A 223-nucleotide genomic window follows, 5' to 3' on the forward strand; every position below is an offset into this window, starting at 1 on the left:
CAGGCTTGAAGCAGATCGAGGACGCGACCGCCATCCGCCGCAGGATCCTGATGGCCTTCGAGCAGGCTGAGTTGATCGAAGATGTCGAGGAACGGCGGCGGCTGCTCACCTTTGTGGTGGTTGGCGGCGGTCCCACGGGCGTCGAGATGGCGGGGGCCATCGCCGAGGTGGCGCATCATGCCTTGCCCGCCGAGTTCCGGCGCATCGACCCGCACGCCGCCCG

General features: G+C 68.6%; 1 pseudogene. It reads left to right on the plus strand.

Features of this window, described 5'->3' with window-relative positions:
* A pseudogene (locus tag E4K09_RS17270) lies at positions 1 to 223 on the plus strand (NAD(P)/FAD-dependent oxidoreductase); the annotation flags it as partial.

This window comes from Microvirga pakistanensis (assembly GCF_004458765.1).
In the GTDB taxonomy this organism is placed as follows: domain Bacteria; phylum Pseudomonadota; class Alphaproteobacteria; order Rhizobiales; family Beijerinckiaceae; genus Microvirga; species Microvirga pakistanensis.